Annotated in this window: 15 protein-coding genes; 5 read left to right on the top strand and 10 right to left on the bottom strand. The window is 73.5% G+C overall.

What is annotated here, in order from left to right; translation table 11 throughout:
- Positions 1 to 114 precede the first annotated feature (114 nt).
- The 3 genes from CFLA_RS05135 to CFLA_RS05125 all read right to left on the bottom strand — a co-directional run bounded on the left by CFLA_RS05135 (position 115) and on the right by CFLA_RS05125 (position 3,930).
- Positions 115 to 1,221, bottom strand: a complete 1,107-nt coding sequence (locus CFLA_RS05135; RefSeq protein WP_013116260.1) for a BMP family lipoprotein — start codon at positions 1,219 to 1,221, stop codon at positions 115 to 117.
- Positions 1,222 to 1,449: 228 nt separating this feature from the next.
- Entirely contained in the window at positions 1,450 to 2,736 is a 1,287-nt protein-coding gene (locus tag CFLA_RS05130; protein ID WP_013116259.1) for an amidohydrolase, read from the bottom strand.
- A gap of 78 nt (positions 2,737 to 2,814) precedes the next feature.
- Positions 2,815 to 3,930: a mannose-1-phosphate guanylyltransferase gene (locus CFLA_RS05125; protein WP_013116258.1), complete on the bottom strand. Its 1,116-nt coding sequence runs from the start codon at positions 3,928 to 3,930 to the stop codon at positions 2,815 to 2,817.
- 247 nt (positions 3,931 to 4,177) lie between these two features.
- Here CFLA_RS05125 and sdhC point away from each other — a divergent pair, with 247 nt between their 5' ends.
- From sdhC to CFLA_RS05100, 5 genes are all read left to right on the top strand, one after another.
- A complete protein-coding gene (gene sdhC, locus CFLA_RS05120) occupies positions 4,178 to 4,576 on the top strand; it encodes a succinate dehydrogenase, cytochrome b556 subunit (protein WP_013116257.1) in 399 nt (132 codons plus the stop codon).
- The gene (locus CFLA_RS05115; RefSeq protein WP_013116256.1) at positions 4,576 to 5,034 is read left to right on the top strand and encodes a succinate dehydrogenase hydrophobic membrane anchor subunit; all 459 of its coding nucleotides are present in this window, start codon (positions 4,576 to 4,578) and stop codon (positions 5,032 to 5,034) included. Before sdhC ends, CFLA_RS05115 begins: the two co-directional genes overlap by 1 nt.
- Before the next feature lie 39 nt (positions 5,035 to 5,073).
- Positions 5,074 to 6,906: a succinate dehydrogenase flavoprotein subunit gene (gene sdhA / locus CFLA_RS05110; protein WP_013116255.1), complete on the top strand. Its 1,833-nt coding sequence runs from the start codon at positions 5,074 to 5,076 to the stop codon at positions 6,904 to 6,906.
- A complete protein-coding gene (locus CFLA_RS05105) occupies positions 6,906 to 7,691 on the top strand; it encodes a succinate dehydrogenase iron-sulfur subunit (RefSeq protein ID WP_013116254.1) in 786 nt (261 codons plus the stop codon). The genes sdhA and CFLA_RS05105 overlap by 1 nt, the downstream gene beginning before the upstream one ends.
- A gap of 73 nt (positions 7,692 to 7,764) precedes the next feature.
- On the top strand, positions 7,765 to 8,604 hold the full coding sequence (locus tag CFLA_RS05100; RefSeq protein ID WP_013116253.1) for a phosphotransferase: 840 nt from the start codon (positions 7,765 to 7,767) through the stop codon (positions 8,602 to 8,604).
- 88 nt (positions 8,605 to 8,692) lie between these two features.
- Here CFLA_RS05100 and CFLA_RS05095 read toward each other — a convergent pair whose 3' ends face one another.
- The 7 genes from CFLA_RS05095 to sigE form a co-directional block, all read right to left on the bottom strand.
- The gene (locus CFLA_RS05095; RefSeq protein ID WP_013116252.1) at positions 8,693 to 9,727 is read right to left on the bottom strand and encodes a YihY/virulence factor BrkB family protein; all 1,035 of its coding nucleotides are present in this window, start codon (positions 9,725 to 9,727) and stop codon (positions 8,693 to 8,695) included.
- Positions 9,728 to 9,737: 10 nt separating this feature from the next.
- Positions 9,738 to 10,313: a 2'-5' RNA ligase family protein gene (locus tag CFLA_RS05090; protein ID WP_013116251.1), complete on the bottom strand. Its 576-nt coding sequence runs from the start codon at positions 10,311 to 10,313 to the stop codon at positions 9,738 to 9,740.
- The gene (trpS, locus tag CFLA_RS05085; protein WP_013116250.1) at positions 10,310 to 11,365 is read right to left on the bottom strand and encodes a tryptophan--tRNA ligase; all 1,056 of its coding nucleotides are present in this window, start codon (positions 11,363 to 11,365) and stop codon (positions 10,310 to 10,312) included. Before trpS ends, CFLA_RS05090 begins: the two co-directional genes overlap by 4 nt.
- A 77-nt stretch (positions 11,366 to 11,442) precedes the next feature.
- On the bottom strand, positions 11,443 to 11,820 hold the full coding sequence (locus CFLA_RS05080) for a twin-arginine translocase TatA/TatE family subunit (protein WP_013116249.1): 378 nt from the start codon (positions 11,818 to 11,820) through the stop codon (positions 11,443 to 11,445).
- A gap of 38 nt (positions 11,821 to 11,858) precedes the next feature.
- Positions 11,859 to 13,322 carry a S1C family serine protease gene (locus CFLA_RS05075; RefSeq protein ID WP_013116248.1) on the bottom strand — a complete coding sequence of 488 codons (1,464 nt, stop codon included), beginning with the start codon at positions 13,320 to 13,322 and terminating at the stop codon, positions 11,859 to 11,861.
- Complete coding sequence (locus tag CFLA_RS05070) at positions 13,319 to 14,230, bottom strand: zf-HC2 domain-containing protein (protein WP_013116247.1); 912 nt, start codon at positions 14,228 to 14,230, stop codon at positions 13,319 to 13,321. Before CFLA_RS05070 ends, CFLA_RS05075 begins: the two co-directional genes overlap by 4 nt.
- Positions 14,227 to 14,811 (bottom strand): RNA polymerase sigma factor SigE, encoded by a 585-nt coding sequence (gene sigE, locus CFLA_RS05065; RefSeq protein ID WP_013116246.1) that lies wholly within the window; start codon positions 14,809 to 14,811, stop codon positions 14,227 to 14,229. The genes CFLA_RS05070 and sigE overlap by 4 nt, the downstream gene beginning before the upstream one ends.
- Between the last annotated feature and the right edge of the window lie 133 nt (positions 14,812 to 14,944).

The raw sequence follows: 14,944 nt of genomic DNA, 5'->3' as shown, positions 1-14,944 counted from the left end.
GTGTCGACGAGAGGTTGCGGCGTGCGACGGTCCGATCGTCGCACGCGGACGCCCCGGACGGACCGCACGGGGCCGTCCGGGGCGTCGTCGCACGTCAGGCGTGCGGGTGGGGGGTCACTCGGCGAGGTACGAGGTGACCGTGACGTCGCCGTCGATGATCTGCTGCTTGAGCTCGTCGACCTCCGTGACGAGCGCCGCGTCGACCTTCGACTCGAAGTTGTGCAGGTCGGCGATGCCGACGCCCTCGTTCTCGAGCGTGCCGACGTACGCCTCGGGGTCGAACGAGTCGTTGCCCGACGCGGTGACGGCCTCGAAGGTCGACAGCTTCATGTTCTTGAGGATCGACGTGAGGACGAGGTCCTGGGTCGACGGGTCGGTCTCGTAGATGTCCGCGTCGACGCCCACGAGGGCGACCTCACGGCCCGAGTCCGCGATCGCGTCCATGGCCGACTGGTAGATCGGGCCGCCGACGGGAAGGATCACGTCCACGCCCTGGTCGATGATGCCCGCCGCGACCTGCTTGGCGGTGTCGTTGGCCTCGAAGCCACCGGTGAAGGAGCCCTGGTCGCCACCCTGGTAGCCGACCACCTGGACGTTCGCACCCTTGACCGTGTTGTAGTGCTCGACGCCCTGCTTGAAGCCGTCCATGAAGATCGTGACGGTCGGGTAGGGCTGCCCGCCGAAGGTGCCGACCTTGTTGCCGCCGACGCCCGCGGAGTAGCCCGCGGAGAGGTAGCCGGCGAGGAACGCGGCCTGCGCCGTGTCGTAGAGCAGCGGCTTGATGTTCTCGGCGTCCTTGTTGCCGTCGAAGTCGTTGTCCGCGGCGTCGTCGACCAGGATGAAGTCGATGTCGGGGTTGGCGGTGGCCGCCTCGACCGTCGCGGCGGACAGCGCGAAGCCGACCGAGACGATCGCGTCGCAGCTCTCGGCGACGAGGCTCTCGAGGTTCGTCGCGAAGTCGGCCTCGGAGTCGGACTGCACCTCGGCGAACTGGGCGCCGAGCTCCTCGGTCGCCTCCTTGGTGCCCTCGTAGCTCAGCTGGTTGAAGCTCTTGTCGTCGAAGCCACCGGCGTCCGACACGATGCAGCCCTTGAAGTCGGACCCGGCCGCCTCCGTGCTGCCGCCCGCCGGCTCGCCCGACTCCTCGGGCGCGCTGCCGCACGCGGCGAGCGCGAGCGCCACCGCCCCACCCAGTGCGGCCACTCGAATGATCTTCTTCACGACAGGTCTCCTGCTTCTGCTCGTCCCGCCGCTCGGGCGTCCGGCTCCTGCCGGCGGCGCCACGTCGCGCTGCCGCAGGCCTGCCGGACCGGTCGGCCTGATCACCTCGACCCTAGGCACCACGAGGTCACCAGGCTGTTACCGGCGAGTATCCCCGCAGGTTCCGTGATGAAAACGCAACCTGGTCCCGTCCCTCGGTCGCGGTGTCCGTGTCCCGAGACGGACGTTTCAGACGCGCGCGCGCCGGCCCGCCAGGTACGCGGTGCGCGCGAGGAGCAGCGCGCCCGCCTCGATCGCGCGCTCGTCGACCCGCAGGTCGCCCTGGTGGATGTCGTACGTGTGCCCCCCGGGCGTGCGCGTGCCGAGCCGGGCCATCGCCCCGGGCACCTTCTGCAGGTACCACGCGAAGTCCTCGCCGCCGAGCGACTGCTCGGTCAGCCGCACCGCGTCCGGCCCGAGCACGTCGTGCGCCGCCTCCTCCAGCAGCCCCGTGCTCTCGGCACGGTTCTCCACGGGCGGCACGCCCCGCTGGTGCTTCACCTCGACCTCGACGCCCAGGGGGTGGACGACGTCGTGCACCGCCTGCTCGAACACCGCCGACGCGCGCTCCCACGCCCGCACGTCGAGGCACCGCAGCGTGCCCATGACCGTGCCGGTGCCGGGGATGGCGTTGTGGACCGTGCCCGCGTGGACCGCGCCCCACGTGAGGTTGACGCCGGAGCGCGGGTCGAGCCGCCGGCCCAGGACCGCGGGCACCTGCGTGACGACCTGGCCGAGGGCGAAGACGACGTCGCCCGTCAGGTGCGGGCGCGACGTGTGACCGCCGCGTCCGGTGACGGTGACCGTCACCTCGTCCGACGCGGACGTGATCGGCCCGATGCGCGTGCCCACGAGGCCGACGTCGAGCTTGGGGTCGCAGTGCACGGAGAAGATCTCGCCGACCCCGTCCAGGCCGCCCTCGTTGATGACGTCGATGGACCCGCCGGGCTGCACCTCCTCCGCCGGCTGGAACAGGAGCCGCACGCCCGTCTCCAGGCCACCGGCGTCCGCGAGCCGCGCGAGCGCCAGGCCGGCGCCCAGCACGGCCGTCGTGTGGACGTCGTGCCCGCAGGCGTGCACCACGCCCTTGTGCGTCGACGCCCACGGCAGGCCGCACGTGTCGGGCACGGGCAGCCCGTCGAGGTCCGCGCGCAGCGCCACGCGCCGGACGCCGGACGCCGCCACCGAGGGGCCGATGTCGCACCACAGGCCCGAGCCCGTCAGCAGGTGCGGCGTGAGCCCGGCCGCCCGCAGCCGGTCCGCGACGACGCGCGTCGTGCGCTCCTCGGTACGGGCGAGCTCGGGGTGCGCGTGCAGGTCGCGGCGGATCTCGACGAGCTCGGCGCGCAGCTCGCCCAGCGTGGCGGCGAGCTGCCGCGCCACCGGGTTGGCCGGCTCCGGCGCGAGCGTGCGCAGCGGCGGCACGTCGTGCGCGCTGACGGGCACGGACAGCTGGTCGGACGCAGGCGCAGGCATCCTCCGAGGGTATCGCCGCCGCCCGCCGCCGCCCGCGGGCGTCCACGGCGCGACCGCGGTCGCGCCGCTCACCCCCGCTCAGAGCAGGTCGTCGCGCCCGCGGTCGCGCCAGGCGTCGACCGCCTGCTTGACCTGCTGGGCGTGGGCGCGCGTCGTGACGAGCACCGCGTCGGGGGTGTCGACGACGACCGCGTCCGGCACCCCCACGACGCTCACCGTGCGCCCGCCCGTGGCCACCACCGCCCCGTCGGCGTCGACGCGCAGCACGAGGTCCGCGTCGCCGAGCGTCGCGACTCCGTCACCGCCGGCCGCGAGCAGCGTGCCCAGCGACGCGAAGTCGCCGATGTCGTCCCACCCGAACGTGCCGGGCACGACGGCGACGCCGCCGGCCGCCGCGACGGGCTCGGCGATCGCGTGGTCGATGGCGATCTTCGTCAGCCCGGGCCAGGTGTCCGCGAGCCGTGCGTCGCGCTCGTCGGTGTCCCAGGCGGCCGCGATGCGGCGCAGGCCGTCGTGCAGCGCCGGGAGCTGCGCCGCGAGGTGGTCGAGCAGCACACCGGCCCGGACCACGAACATGCCCGCGTTCCAGCTGTACTCGCCCGTCGCGAGGTACTGCGCAGCGGTGGCGGCGTCGGGCTTCTCCGTGAACCCCACGACGCGCAGGGCGTGCGGCGCTCCCGGGGCGTCGAGCGGCGCACCGCCGCGGACGTAGCCGAACGCGGTGGACGGCTCGGTCGCACGGATGCCGACGGTGACCACAGCGCCGGTCCGGGCCGCCGCGACCGCCTCGCGGATCGTCGCCTCGAACTCGGGCAGGCCCGTGATGACGTGGTCCGCGGCGAACGAGCCGAGGACGACGTCGGGACCGTGCCGCTCCGCCAGGACCGCGGCGGCCAGCCCGATGGCGGCCATCGAGTCGCGCGGGCTCGGCTCCGCGAGCACGCGGTCGACCCCGAGCTCGGGCAGCTGGCGCACGACCGCGTCGGCGTGCCGCGCCCCGGTGACGACCAGGACGTTGCCGGGACCCGTCAGCGGCAGGAGCCGGTCGACGGTGCCCTGCAGCAGCGTCCGGCCCGAGCCGGTCAGGTCGAGGAGGAACTTCGGGTACCCGGACCGCGACAGCGGCCACAGCCGGGTACCGGCGCCTCCCGCGGGGACGACGGCGTGGAAGTCGGCGATGGTCGAGTCCGGCATGCGCCCACCGTAGTGGCAGGCCACGACACACGAGGCACGTCCCGGCGGCGGACACCGCACCTGGCCAGGACACCTGGGCCGGAGGTCCTGTCACCGCCCCCTGCACTGTGCGGTTGATCACAATGACCGCCCCGGGCGATGCTGAGGGCGCCGCGGCGCCCCGCCCTCCGGTGACGTGTCACTAGAGTGGCGGGACGTCCAGGACATCGCCGTCCGCACGCGAACTCGCCCTTTGGGAGGCCCCACCGTGTCCTCAGCGCCCACCGCGCCATCGCGGCCGGCCGGAACGCTCTACCGCGGGCGCGAAGGCATGTGGTCGTGGGTCGCGCACCGCATCACCGGCTTCGCGATCTTCTTCTTCCTGCTCGTGCACGTGCTCGACACCGCGCTCGTCCGGGTCTCGCCCGAGGCGTACAACGACGTGATCGGCACGTACAAGAACCCGGTCATGGGCCTGGGCGAGGCCGGCCTCGTGCTCGCCATCGTGTTCCACGCGTTCAACGGGATCCGCCTGATCCTCGTCGACTTCTGGGCGAAGGGGCCCAAGTACCAGCGGCAGATGCTCTGGGTCGTGCTCGTGCTCGTCGTCGTGACGATGGCCGGGTTCCTGCCGCGTCACCTCATGAACGTCTTCGGGGGCCACTGATGAGCGCCATCGCCGATCCCAAGGCCCCGCGCGCCTCGCGCCCGGGCCCGTCGCGCCGCACCACGCGCGGCAACTTCGAGCTGTACGGCTGGATGTTCATGCGCGGGTCGGGCGTCGTCCTGGTCGTGCTGATCTTCGGCCACCTGTTCGTCAACCTCATGGTCGGCGAGGGCATCAGCGCGATCGACTTCGGCTTCGTCGCGGGCAAGTGGGCGTCGCCGTTCTGGCAGGTCTGGGACCTGCTGATGCTGTGGCTCGCGATGCTGCACGGCACCAACGGCGTGCGGACGATCATCAACGACTACGCCGAGAAGGACACCACGCGTCTGGTGCTCAAGCTCGCGCTGTACGTCGCCACCACGCTCGTCATCGTGCTCGGCACGCTCGTGATCTTCACGTTCGACCCGTGCCCGCCGAACAGCCCGGCCGACCTGCTGCCGTCCTTCTGCACGGCCTGACCCACCCGCGACGCCCCAGCAAGGAAGGCACTCCAGCCGATGCAGACCCACCAGTACGACGTCGTCATCGTCGGCGCGGGCGGCGCAGGGATGCGTGCCGCGCTCGAGTCCTCGACGCGCGTGCGCACGGCCGTCATCTCCAAGCTCTACCCCACGCGCTCCCACACCGGTGCGGCGCAGGGCGGCATGTGCGCCGCCCTCGCGAACGTCGAGGAGGACAACTGGGAGTGGCACACGTTCGACACCGTCAAGGGCGGTGACTACCTGGTCGACCAGGACGCCGCCGAGGTCATGGCCAAGGAGGCCATCGACGCGGTGCTCGACCTGGAGAAGATGGGCCTGCCGTTCAACCGCACGCCCGAGGGCCGGATCGACCAGCGCCGCTTCGGCGGGCACACCCGCAACCACGGCGAGGCCGCCGTGCGCCGCTCGTGCTACGCGGCGGACCGCACGGGCCACATGATCCTGCAGACGCTGTACCAGCAGTGCGTCAAGAACGACGTCGAGTTCTTCAACGAGTTCTACGTGCTCGACCTGCTGGTGGACCACGACCTCGCCGCCGGCGACGTCGCGGAGGGCGCCGAGGTCAACGCCTCGGGCGTCGTGGCGTACGAGCTGGCCACGGGCGAGATCCACGTCTTCCAGGCCAAGGCCGTCGTGTTCGCCACGGGCGGCGCGGGCAAGATCTTCAAGACCACGTCGAACGCCCACACGCTGACCGGTGACGGCATGGCGCTGGCGTACCGCCGCGGCATCCCGCTGGAGGACATGGAGTTCTTCCAGTTCCACCCGACGGGCCTCGCGGGACTCGGCATCCTGCTCTCGGAGGCCGCCCGCGGCGAGGGCGGCATCCTGCGCAACTCCGAGGGCGAGCGCTTCATGGAGCGCTACGCCCCCACCATCAAGGACCTCGCACCGCGCGACATCGTCGCCCGGTCCATGGCCAACGAGGTCCGCGAGGGCCGCGGCGCCGGTCCGAACAAGGACTACGTGCTGCTCGACCTCACGCACCTCGAGCCCGCCCACATCGACGCCAAGCTCCCGGACATCACCGAGTTCGCGCGCACGTACCTGGGCATCGAGCCGTACACCGAGCCCGTGCCCGTCTACCCCACCGCGCACTACGCCATGGGCGGCATCCCCACCAACATCGAGGGCGAGGTCCTGCGCAACGCGACCGACGTCATCAAGGGGCTGTACGCGGCCGGCGAGGTCGCGTGCGTGTCGGTCCACGGGTCCAACCGCCTGGGCACCAACTCGCTGCTCGACATCAACGTGTTCGGCAAGCGCGCCGGCAGGGCCGCCGCCGCGTACGCGGCGGGCGCGTCGTTCGTCGAGCTGCCCGACAGCCCGGCCGAGCGCGTCGAGGCCGGTCTCGAGCAGATCCGGACGCGCCCCGACGGCGAGCGCGTCGCGGACATCCGCCGGGCGCTGCAGGAGACCATGGACGCCAACGCCCAGGTCTTCCGCACCGCCGACTCGCTGACGCAGGCGCTGGCCGACCTCAAGGAGCTGCGCGCGCGGTTCGAGCGGGTCTCGGTGCAGGACAAGAGCCGCACGTTCAACACCGACCTCCTCGAGGCCGTCGAGCTGGGCTTCCTGCTCGACATCGCCGAGACCGTCGTCGTCGGGGCTCTCAACCGCGAGGAGTCCCGCGGCGGCCACTTCCGCGAGGACTTCCCCGACCGTGACGACGCGAGGTTCATGCAGCACACGATGGCGTACCGCCGCCCCGTCGCCGAGGGCGCCGCCGGCGTCACCGGAGGCGACGGCGCGTTCTCCCGGGCCGAGACCTTCGACGGCTACCAGGTGGTCCTGGGTGCCAAGCCCGTGACCGTCACCCGCTACCAGCCGATGGAGCGCAAGTACTGATGACCGCCACCGTGGAGAACCCCGCCCCCGAGGTCGGCGCCGTGCCGTCCTTCCAGGTCACGCTCAAGATCCGCCGGTTCCTGCCGGCCGACGAGGACCTGCCCGCGTTCGGCGAGGCGTTCGTCGCCGAACCGCGCTGGGACGAGTTCACGGTCGACGTGCACGGCACGGACCGCGTCCTCGACGCGCTGCACAAGATCAAGTGGGAGCAGGACGGCTCGCTGACCTTCCGGCGGTCGTGCGCGCACGGCATCTGCGGGTCCGACGCGATGCGCATCAACGGCCGCAACCGGCTCGCGTGCAAGACGCTGCTCAAGGACCTCGACCCGTCGAAGCCCATCACCGTGGAGCCCATCAAGGGCCTGCCCGTGGTGAAGGACCTCGTGGTCGACATGGAGCCGTTCTTCGCCTCCTACCGCGAGATCATGCCCTTCCTCATCACGACGGGCACGGAGCCGACCAAGGAGCGCCTGCAGTCCCCGCAGCAGCGCGAGCGCTTCGACGACACCACGAAGTGCATCCTGTGCGCCGCGTGCACGTCGTCGTGCCCCGTGTTCTGGACCGACGGGCAGTACTTCGGCCCCGCCGCCATCGTCAACGCGCACCGGTTCATCTTCGACAGCCGCGACGAGGGCGGCTCGCAGCGCCTGGAGATCCTCAACGACAAGGAGGGCGTGTGGCGCTGCCGCACGACCTTCAACTGCACCGAGGCGTGCCCGCGTGGCATCGAGGTGACGAAGGCGATCCAGGAGGTCAAGAGGGCCATGATCACCCGGGCCTTCTGAGACCTGCACGCTCTCGACGGGCGTCCTGGCGGAATCACCTGGGAGGACGCCCGTCCGCTTGTCATCATGTCGTGTGCTCCCGTACGACGCGCTCGCCGCCCTGCCCCGCTACGACGAGCCGCAGGACGGCGCCCCGGAGGAGGTGCTCCCGGGCGGCAACGTCGGCGGCGCGGTCCGGGTCGGCGGCACGGTCCGCCGTCCGGCCGGCCCGTGGACGCCGGCTGTGCACGCGCTGCTGCGGCACGTCCGCGCACGCGGGCTGGACGGGGTGCCGGAGCCGTGGGGCGTCGACGCGCAGGGGCGTGAGGTGCTCTCGTTCCTGCCCGGCGTGGTCGTCGACCTCGCCGAGGTCACCGACGCGCGCCTGGCCTCGGGCGCTGCGTGGGTCGCGCGCTACCACGCCGCCGTCGCGGACCACCGGCCGGGTCCCGTGCGCTGGCGGTTCGTCGAGCGCGATCTCGCCCCCGGCGAGATCGTCTGCCACCACGACGCGACGATGTACAACATGCTCGTCGCGCAGGCGGGCGCCGACGAGGTCGTCGGGGTGGTCGACTGGGACGTCGCCGGGCCCGGTGTCCCGCTCGACGACCTCGCGATGCTCGCCTGGAGCGGCGTGCCGTGCTACGAGGACCCGGGCGTGCACGAGGGCGCGCGGCGACTGACGCTGCTCGTCGGCGCCTACGCGCGCCAGGCCGCGACGCTGGGGCTGCCGACGCCCACGGCCGTCGACGTCGCACAGCACGTCGTCACGCGCATGGCGTCCGCCACCGACCGCATCGCCGCCGGCCAGGCGGCCGGCGACCCGGGCATGCTCAACCTGCTGCGCGTCGGTGAGCCGGCCCGCACCCGCGCCCAGCTCGCCGCCTACCGCACCCGCCTCCCGGACCTCCTGGCGGCTCTCGCGGATCTCTGACACCGCCGGCGACGGGCTGGATCGACGTCTCGCGGGCCCCGGGGGGTCTCGTCGTGCGACACGCCGACCCCGCGAGAGAGCGATCCCGTCACCCCCCACGTGGTCCGTCGTCGTCCGGGACGGCGTCCGGGGAAGCGGGTGGGTTCGCCGTCCAGGCGGCGGCGAGCAGGACGATGCGCGCGATGAGGTTGATCCACAGCAGGAGCACGACGACGAGAGCGAACGACGCGAGCACCGGGTTGGCCTGCACGGACCCCGCGACGACGGACGTGCCCAGGACACGTACCACCCCGAGCCCGGCGGCGGCGATGCCGGCGCCGTGCAGCAGGTCCCGTCGCGGTGGCGCCTGGCCGGCGAGGACGCGCACGACCATGACGAACACGAGCGCGTCGACGACGAAGGCCACCACGATCCCGACCACGCGCAGCACGACCCCCGACCCGTCCGAGATTCCCAGCGCCCCCAGCAGCCAGTCGGCGGCCGTCGTGACGACGATCCCGAGCACCGCCGACAGCAGCACCGCGAGCGCGATGCCGACGAACCCGCCGAGCTCGCGCAGCTTCCCCGCGACGATGGTCACCGCGTCGTGCGCCCCGAACATCGCACGCACGGCCGTGCGCAGCGCCGACGTCGCGGAGATCGCACTGAAGAGCAGCACGCCGAACGCGACCACGCCCGCGACGCTCAGCCCCGCCGTCATGACGAGCTCGTCGGGCTCGAGCAGCCCCGTGCCGTCACCGGTGTCGATGATCCCCGGCAACGCCTCCGAGATCGTCAGCAGGACCGTCTCGCGCAGCTCGGCGTTGTTGCCGAGGACCGCCATGAACGCGGTGTAGCCGATGGTCAGGCCGGCGAAGACGGAGAACAGGGACGTGTAGGCGATGCCGCCGGTGAGCAGTCCGCCGCCCGCCTGCCCGAAGCGCGCGTTGGCGCGTGCCACGCGGGTGGCCTGCCACCAGGCCAGCAGCGCCCGGAACCGCTCGACGAGCCCCGCGCCGCCCGGCGTCCAGCGGTGCTGCTCGACCGGGTCGGGCGCCTGCCCGGACGCGCGCACGTACGCCGCGCCCTCGCCGGCAGCGGGCCCCGCGGTGCTCGGCTCGTGGCGGTCGGGAGACGGCTCCATGCCGTCGAACCTACGGCCGCTCCTGCGGCCCGGCATCCGCGAGCGCACCCACGGCACCGAGCACGAAGCTCCGGGCCGGACGCCACGCCGTGCCGTCGTGGACGAACCGGTGGACGTGCGTGACGTCGAACTCCGCCTCGTACTGCGCCATGTCCTTCTCGGCGAGGTCGAGCGAGGCGTCGTCCACGTCGTGCGCGATGGTGACGTGCGGGTGGTACGGGAAGTGCGCCGGGACCTGCAGGGGCCCCGCCCGCAGCGACGACTCCAGCGCGGCGCACTGCTCACCGCCCTCCGCCAGCGCGACGAACACGACCGGTGAGACCGGCCGGAACGTGCGGGTCCCGTGCAGCCGCACGTGGAACGGACGGTGGCCCGCGACGGTCCGCGCGAGGTGCGTGTCGAGCTCGTCGAGCAGGTCGTCGTCGACCGGCGTGGGTCCGACGAGCGTCACGTGCGGCACGACGTTGCGCGCCTCGGGGTCGCCCAGGCGCAGGCGCGCGTCGTGCAGCTCGCCGCAGAACGGCTCGGGGACGGTGATCGCGACACCGACGATGCTCTGGCCGTCGCCCGCCAGGGGCAGCCTCACGCCCGACGCCGCGGGAGCAGGCCGGAGCGGTCGTAGACGCGCTCGAGCGTGGGCGTGGCGAGCTCGCGCGCGCGCTGGGCGCCCGCCGCGAGGACGTCGTCGAGCGCCGACGGGTCGGACATGTAGTGGCGCACCCGCTCCTGGAACGGGGTGAGGAAGTCGACGACGACGTCCGCGAGGTCCTTCTTCAGGTCGCCGTAGCCCTTGCCGGCGTAGTCGGACTCGAGCGACGGGATCGACCGACCCGACAGCGCGGCGAAGATCGTCAGGAGGTTCGAGACGCCGGGCTTGGCGGCGGGGTCGTAGCGGATCTCGCGCTCCGCGTCCGTCACCGCCGAGCGGATGCGCTTGGCGACGACCTTCGGGTCGTCGAGCAGCTCGATGAGCCCGTTGGGGCTCTCGGCCGACTTGCTCATCTTCGACGTCGGGTCCTGCAGGTCGTAGATCTTGGCCGTCGCGGACACGATGTACGGCTCGGGCACGACGACCGTGCCCGGGCCGAACCGCGAGTTGAGCCGCTGGGCGAGGTCACGGGAGAGCTCGAGGTGCTGGCGCTGGTCCTCCCCCACGGGCACCAGCGCCGTGTCGTACAGCAGGATGTCGGCTGCCATGAGCACCGGGTAGGTGAAGAGCCCGACGGTCGTGCCGTCCGAGCCCTGCTTGGCGGACTTGTCCTTGAACTGCGTCATGCGGCCCGCCTCGCCGAAGCCGGTGAGGCAGGACAGGATCCAGGCGAGCTCGGCGTGCTCGGGCACGTGCGACTGGACGAACAGGATCGAGCGCGCGGGGTCCACCCCGGCGGCCAGGTACTGCGCCGCCGTGCGGCGCGTGCGCTCGCGCAGCACCTTCGGGTCGGGGCCGACGGTGAGGGCGTGCAGGTCGACCACGCAGTAGATGGCGTCGTGGGTGTCCTGCAGCGCGACCCACTGGGTCAGCGCACCCAGGTAGTTGCCGAGCTGGAGCGAGTCCGACGTCGGCTGCATGCCCGAGAAGATGCGCCCGCCCGCCGTCGGCGAGGTGGCGGGCTGCGTCGTGGACAGCACCTGGGTCATGTGCGCGGGCCTCCTGAGGTGGTCGGCCGGGGGGCCGGGGTCGTGCGGGTCGGGTGCTGCTGGACGGACGTCCCGGATCAGGTCGCCTCGTCGTCGAACGGTGCCGGGGTCGTGACCACGGCAGCGGCGGCCGACGTCCCCGCTGCGGCGGCCGACCGGGCGCGACCGGGCCGTGGGACCGCGGGCCGCGACGGCGTCCGTGGCGGTGGTTCGTCGAGCAGCGCGTCCCGCACGATACGGCGTGGGTCGTAGCGGCGCGGGTCGAGCGCCTCCCAGTCCACGCTGTCCTCGCCGAGCTCGGCGCCGACCCGCTCCCGGGCGTCCCGGGCGAGGTCGCGCAGGCGGCGCACCCACCCTGCGAGCTGCTCCGCGTACGTGGGCAGCCGCTCGGGTCCGACGACGACGGCCGCGACCAGCAGCAGCACGAGGAGCTCGCCGCCGTTGATCCCGAACACCCGCTCAGGCTACCGCGACGCGGGTCACGACCGGGGCCTCACTCCGACGCCTCCAGGCGCACGCGCACCTCACGCTCCTCCTCCCCGGTCCGCACGCGCAGCACCACCGTGTCGCCGACCTGACGGGCGCGGATCGCGACGATGAGCTCCTCCGACTCCGTCACCGGGCGGCCGTCGATCGCGAGGATCACGTCGCCCCGGCGGATGCCCGCACGGTCGGCCGGGCCGTCCTCGCGGACGGCGACACCGTCGCGCGGGTCCTGCGCGAAGACCTGCACACCCTCGCCGGAGTACGCCGGGTCGAGGGTCACGCCGATGACGGGGTAGGTGGCCCGGCCGGTCTCGATGAGCTGCTCGGCGGTGCGCCGCGCCTGGTTCGACGGGATCGCGAAGCCGAGGCCGATGCTCCCCATGTCCGTCACGCGCCCGGGCAGCTGCGCGATCGCCGAGTTGATGCCCACGACCTCGCCGCGCGCGTTGACGAGCGGGCCGCCGGAGTTCCCCGGGTTGATCGCCGCGTCGGTCTGGATGGCGTTGATGAAGGCCTGCTCCGTCTCGGAGGCACCGGCGACGACGGGGCGGTTGAGCGCGCTGACGATACCCGTCGTCACCGTGCCGACCAGGCCCAGGGGCGCGCCGATCGCGACCACCGGGTCACCGACGACGACGGCGTCCGAGTCGCCGAGCGCGAGCGGCGTCAGCCCGGTGGCGTCGACCTTCACGACCGCGAGGTCGTAGTCGGCGGTCGCACCCACGACGGTGCCGGGCAGCTCGCTGCCGTCGGAGAGCTGCACGACGAGGGTGCCGCCCTCGGCACCCTGGACGACGTGGTTGTTGGTCAGCACGTACCCGTCCTGCCGGAGCACGAAGCCCGACCCGGTGGCGCCGCCGTCGGCCGTCGTCACCGCGAGCGACACCACGCTCGGCAGGACGCCGGCGGCGATGCCCGCGATCGACTCCGGGGCGCGGTCCGGCTGCGCCGCGGGCGCCGGCACGACGGGCAGGCCCGCGTCGACGAGGCGGGCGTCGCCGGTCTGGTGGCGCGCGCCGAGCAGACCACCCAGGTAGCCCGCCGCGAGCGACAGCAGGACCAGTGGCACGACCCATGCGACCGACGGCGTGCGGCGCCGCCGCCGCGGAGCCGCGGCAGGGGCGGGCGCGAACGCCGGCAGGCCCTGCGCCGCACCTCCTGAGACCCCGTGCGACCGGGCGGCCCCGGCGCCGAGTTGGGGCGGGAGCGCGCTGGACGGGGCGGGCGCCCAGGGACCGCCGGGCGCACCCGACGGCGCGAGCGGCGGCGGCAGGGACGACCCGGGCGGCGTGGCGGGCGACGGTGCCGCGGTCGTGCCACCCGACGCGCGCCGGTAGGACGAGGGCGCGGCGAAGGGCGCGACCGGCGGCGGCGCGGGTACCTGCGGCGCCGGGACCGGCGGCTCCGGGTGCTCGGTGGCCCGCTCCGGTTGCGCGACGCCGCCCGCGGGCACCTGGCCCTCGTCGCTCACGGGCGCTCCCACACGGCGGAGACGGTCTGCCAGCCCCGACCGATCCGGCCGGTGACGGTGTCGTCGTACCCCGCGGACGGGAACGCCGCGACGAGCTCGTCGATCTCACCCTCGTCCTGCGAGGCGACGACCTGCACCACGGTCGAGCCGGACTGCCATGCCACCTGCCACGGCTCGACGGACAGGACGTACACCTGCCGCCCCCCGACCTCGCGCACGGGCGCCCCCTCGATGGCGTCCGTGTCGAGCCGGCCCTGCTGCTCGGTGACGACGTACGTGCCCGACGGGCCGGTGACGTCCACCTCGAGCACGCGCGCGCCGTCCGCCGGCGACCAGCTCAGCGAGCCGACGTGCCAGCCGGCCGGCAGCTCGCGGGGGAAGGTCCAGCCGTGTCCGCGCAGCCACGCGACCGTCGCGTCGTCGACGGGCACCTCGTCGTGCGAGGGGGGCACCGACGCGTGCGCGAGCAGCCCGAGCGCGGCGGCCGGGTGGCTCGACGGCGTCACGACCGGCCGCTCGCCGAGCACGAAGAGCGCGGCGGCCACCGCGCCCAGGCCGGCGACCGAGCCGACGACGAGCCGTGCGGGCGTGCGGCGCGCGACCACGTCCCCGCGCAGCGCGTGGGTCGCGGCGAACGGCAGCGACGCCCCGGCCCCGACGGCGAAGGGGTCGCGCGGGGCCGGCGGCACCGGTGGCACCTGCGAGGAGAGCGAGAGCAGGCGCGCGGTGAGGTCGTCGGTGGGCTCGACCGGCTCCGCCGCGGCGAGCGCGCGGCGCGCGGCGCGGGCGGCCGCGAGCTCACGCGCGCAGGCAGGGCAGCAGGCGACGTGCGCGAGCGCACGCTCGGTGGCGGCGGGGTCGAGCTCCCCGTCGACGAGCGCGCTGATCCGCGACCCGAGGTGCATCATCCGGGCACGTCCGCCGGGTCGGCCGCGGCCACGTCGAGGTCGGCGCCGTCGAACGGGCGCCGGTGCTCGAGGGCCACGCGCAGCCGGGCACGCGCCCGGTGGATGCGGGAACGCACGGTGCCGAGCTTGATCCCGAGCGTGACGGCGATCTCCTCGTACGAGAGCCCCTCGATGTCGCACAGCACGACGGCGGCACGGTACTCGGGCGGCAGCTCGTCGAGCGCGCGCTGCACGTCGTGGTCGAGGTGGGTGGACTCGAACGCGCGCTCGGGGGTCGCGAGCAGGTCGGACGACGTCCACCGCTCGGCGTCGTCCCCGATGGGCTCGATGCGCACCCGCTGCCGACGACGCGCGAGATCGAGGAAGAGGTTCGTGGTGATGCGGTGCAGCCAGCCCTCGAACGTGCCGGGGCTGTACGTGTGCAGGGACCGGAACACGCGGACGAACGTCTCCTGCGTGAGGTCCTCGGCGTCGTGCCGGTTGCCGGTGAGCCGGTAGGCCAGGCGGTAGACCCGCCCGGAGTGCTCGCGGACGATGTCCTCCCACGACGGGGCCTGCCACTCGGTGGGCTGGGGACTCATCTGCTTCGGGGCTCTCCTCGTTCGGCTGCCGGGTCCTCAGTCTCCCAGGTCGCGCCCCGACCCTCGACCCGTGTTCGTCGTGGGCGGAACCGGGTGCCGGCGGACGGCACGCGGGGCGTCGGGCCGCACGTCC

Source organism: Cellulomonas flavigena DSM 20109 (assembly GCF_000092865.1).
In the GTDB taxonomy this organism is placed as follows: Bacteria; Actinomycetota; Actinomycetes; order Actinomycetales; family Cellulomonadaceae; genus Cellulomonas; species Cellulomonas flavigena.
The sequence above is the reverse complement of the archived record's forward strand: the minus strand, read 5'-3'. Positions and strand labels throughout refer to the sequence as shown.

Excerpts from the sequence above, each read along its gene's own strand:
- CFLA_RS05130 (WP_013116259.1), bottom strand. The coding sequence starts at position 2,736 with ATGCCTGCGCCTGCGTCCGACCAGCTGTCCGTGCCCGTCAGCGCGCAC.
- CFLA_RS05125 (WP_013116258.1), bottom strand. The coding sequence starts at position 3,930 with ATGCCGGACTCGACCATCGCCGACTTCCACGCCGTCGTCCCCGCGGGA.
- CFLA_RS05115 (WP_013116256.1), top strand. The coding sequence starts at position 4,576 with ATGAGCGCCATCGCCGATCCCAAGGCCCCGCGCGCCTCGCGCCCGGGC.
- sdhA (WP_013116255.1), top strand. The coding sequence starts at position 5,074 with ATGCAGACCCACCAGTACGACGTCGTCATCGTCGGCGCGGGCGGCGCA.
- CFLA_RS05105 (WP_013116254.1), top strand. The coding sequence starts at position 6,906 with ATGACCGCCACCGTGGAGAACCCCGCCCCCGAGGTCGGCGCCGTGCCG.
- CFLA_RS05095 (WP_013116252.1), bottom strand. The coding sequence starts at position 9,727 with ATGGAGCCGTCTCCCGACCGCCACGAGCCGAGCACCGCGGGGCCCGCT.
- trpS (WP_013116250.1), bottom strand. The coding sequence starts at position 11,365 with ATGACCCAGGTGCTGTCCACGACGCAGCCCGCCACCTCGCCGACGGCG.
- CFLA_RS05070 (WP_013116247.1), bottom strand. The coding sequence starts at position 14,230 with ATGATGCACCTCGGGTCGCGGATCAGCGCGCTCGTCGACGGGGAGCTC.
- sigE (WP_013116246.1), bottom strand. The coding sequence starts at position 14,811 with ATGAGTCCCCAGCCCACCGAGTGGCAGGCCCCGTCGTGGGAGGACATC.